Here is a 3,357-nt window from a genome sequence, read left to right on the forward strand (position 1 = left end):
TGGGAACAGCGTAAGTTGGGTGACTTTTATTTTTTTAAGAATGGGTTAAATAAAGAAAAAAGGTTTTTTGGAGAAGGAACACCCATAGTTAACTTTACTGATGTTTTTCATAACAGAGAGATTAGTGCAGATAAACTGAAAGGAAAAGTTACTCTTTCTAACTCTGAAATAAAAAGATACGAAGTTAAACAAGGTGATTTATTTTTCACGAGGACTTCAGAAACTATTGACGAAATTGGGTACCCCGCTGTAATGATGGACGCCCTTGATAAAACTGTTTTCAGTGGCTTTGTTTTAAGAGGTAGGGCACTGGATATAGATCCATTAGTTAATGAATTTAAGAAATATGTATTCTTCACTACAAATTTCAGGCAAGAAGTAGTAAAGAAAAGCTCGATGACAACAAGAGCCTTAACAACGGGAACAGCTTTGAGCGAAATGTTTTTTAGATTTCCAATTAACAAAGATGAACAAAAGAAAATTGGTGTTTTTTTAACATCAATCGATGAAACTATCACTCTTCATCAGCGTAAGTTAGATTTGCTTAAACAGTTGAAACAGGGCTTTTTGCAGCAGTTGTTCCCGCAAAAAGAGGAGAAAGTTCCGAGAGTAAGGTTTGCTAATTTTGAGGGGGAATGGGAACAGCGTAAAGCAAAAGAATTATTTCATGTCGTTACTGAAAAAGGACATCCTGAACTACCACTCCTATCAATTACACAAGATAATGGCGTTGTATATCGTGAAAAGCTTGATATTGATATTAAGTATGACTTGGCTACGTTAAAAAATTATAAAGTAATTCATCCAGAAGATTTTATCATTAGTTTGCGCTCTTTCCAAGGTGGATTTGAATTATCAGATAAACTTGGGATCACAAGCCCTGCATACACTATTTTTGCACATAAAAAAATAAACCAACACAATAACTTGTTTTGGAAAACTCAATTTAAAACGTTTAAATTCATTGAGTCACTTAAAGTTGTTACTTTTGGAATTCGTGACGGTAAGTCAATTAGTTTCTCTCAATTTGGAGGTTTAAATTTAATTTATCCACCTATAGCCGAACAAACAAACATAGGGTTAGTATTTAAACAGATAGATTATATAATCATTTTACAGCAAAAAAAATTACAAAGGTTAAAAGGTATAAAGCAAGGTTATCTTAAGAAAATGTTCCTTTAATTGATATTACAGCTAATAAAAATAAGAGAAGCAAAGATTAGGCAATAGAGTCATTTTATTAATGAGTTTTGCAAAATTTTTGTTTCTCTTTAAATGTAATCGACTATGCGATCGTCGACAAATGCCGCATAATTTTATCATTATCCTGATTCTCGAGTTCATGAATGATATGCAGATATGTCTCTTGCGTTGTCGACATACTGGAATGGCCCAATCTCCTTGCTACTGTAGCGATAGAAACATCTGCAAAAAGAAGTAATGAAGCGTGGGTATGTCTCAAACCGTGAATTGAAATATTGGGTATTTCAGCCTTATTACATAAAACTTGGAGTCGGTTGTTTACGGTGGAATTAAATATTCTTCCTTTAACAAAAATTGGTTGTTCATCAGGAATGGCTTTCACTAATTGTGAAAATTGCATAGCGGTTTGCCAGTCAAGTTGGATTTTTCTTTTGGAAGATTCATTTTTTGTCGGTTGAAATTTTCCTTTTGACGATTTATAATCCCAAGTTTTATCTACTGTCAATTTTTGTGAGGAAAAGTCAAAATCATTCGGTGTGATTGCTAAAGCTTCTGAAAAACGCAACCCTGTTTTTAGAATTAACAGTATAAACCAGTCCCAATTAAGCTCATTTGTAAGATTCATTTCTTTTATTAGAGCCTGTACTTCAAATTGGTTCAAAAATTTCGGCCGCTTTTCTCTAGGCTTTTTCCCTTTTATGATAATTTTCCTTGTAGGATTTTGTGCAATTAAACCATCATCTACAGCATCAAGAATCGCGCCTTTTAGTTGATGGTGAAAATCCATGGTTGTTTGTTTTTCATGGGTTAAGGCGTAATCATTCAATAATTTTTGATAAGTTCTGCGAGATAAATCACTTATTTTCAAATCAGGTGCGAGCTCTTCGACATGTTGTTTACTAATATAGTATTTTTTCAATGTTATCGGCCGAACTGCGCCTACCTTATAAAGTTCGATCCATTCTTCAAAGTACTGCGAAAATAATTGCGTTGTTTTCTTCTTTCTTGTCAAAATAAAAACCTCCGTGATTAAAATATTAGGTATGTAACCTTCTATATTTTATCAGGGAGATTTTTTGTATGCTTGGAAATTTATATGAACATTTTTTGGAGGAAAGCTGTTTTGCATTTCTTTAGTTTATCAATTTGTAGTTGATAAAGAATGAGTGTTTCATCGAGTTGTTTGAAGAATAGTCCTATTCTTTGCTGCTCTTCAAGAGGGGAAATATTAATTTCAAAAATCTCTAAGAAATCTTTTTGTACATGCGGAATGTTAGGAGTTCTATAATTTTCATAGATGATTTTCTGTTGACTTTTTAAAAAATGATAAACAAATCTGCTATCAATATTTGTTCTATATGCTTTTAGAGTAGATCCTAAAGCACCTGAAAAACCTGTATAAACAGTCCCTGCTTTAGACCCATCCCACAATATTAATATGTCATTTTTTTCAACATTTTTAACTCCATTAGTAAAAAGCGCTTTACCACCATTTAATCTTGAAGCGTCCAGATATTCTACATTTCCTTTACTTAACTTTTCTAAATGAGCCTTTCCCTTTATCTGCTTCTCTATGACCTGCTCTAGCTTACACTGTTCCCATTCCCCTTCAAAGTTAGCAAACCTTACTCTCGGAACTTTCGCCTCTTTTTGCGGAAACATCTGCTGCAAAAAGCCCTGTTTCAACTGTTTGAGCAAGTCTAGCTTACGCTGATGAAGAGTGATCGTGTTATCAAAATGGGTGAAAAAATGACTTATTTTATCTTGTTCATTCTTATTAGGTATTGAGGTTCTAATTTCTGTTATTACTCCCACTGCTAACCCAGGTTGTGCAGATTGTGTAACCCATTTACCTAATTTCAGTTTATTCATTAGGTAAAATAAAAATTTAGTGTCGTTCTCTCTATTAGCTTTAACCGCAATAGCATGTTCAGTAAAATATGCTTTTCCAACAGAGTAATTCATATTTCCACTTAATGCCCCCTGTCTTCCAATTAAAGCAAAATTTCCGTCATGATTATAAGTATTAGTATAACCACGAATACCATTACCACCATATACCGGGAACTTCCCAGTTTTGTAGATATTTTCAGCTTTAATGTTTATCCCACTTTTGAACTGTTCAGCTAGCTTCCCCAACTTACGCTGTTCCCA

General features: G+C 33.5%; 3 protein-coding genes. 1 reads left to right on the plus strand and 2 read right to left on the minus strand.

What is annotated here, in order from left to right; genetic code table 11:
* The coding region (locus CS921_RS15420) for a restriction endonuclease subunit S (protein WP_162921811.1) at nucleotides 1-1,182 on the plus strand (1,182 nt) is incomplete at its 5' end.
* Nucleotides 1,183-1,285: 103 nt separating this feature from the next.
* On the opposite strand, the gene CS921_RS15425 is transcribed toward CS921_RS15420, so the two are convergent.
* Both CS921_RS15425 and CS921_RS15430 read right to left on the minus strand, forming a co-directional pair.
* Nucleotides 1,286-2,215, minus strand: coding sequence for a site-specific integrase (locus tag CS921_RS15425; protein ID WP_099225451.1), 930 nt, complete (start codon nucleotides 2,213-2,215; stop codon nucleotides 1,286-1,288).
* Nucleotides 2,216-2,295: 80 nt separating this feature from the next.
* The coding region (locus tag CS921_RS15430; RefSeq protein WP_099225455.1) for a restriction endonuclease subunit S at nucleotides 2,296-3,357 on the minus strand (1,062 nt) is incomplete at its 5' end.

The sequence above is a fragment of the Listeria costaricensis genome, from assembly GCF_900183385.1.
GTDB lineage: Bacteria > Bacillota > Bacilli > Lactobacillales > Listeriaceae > Listeria > Listeria costaricensis.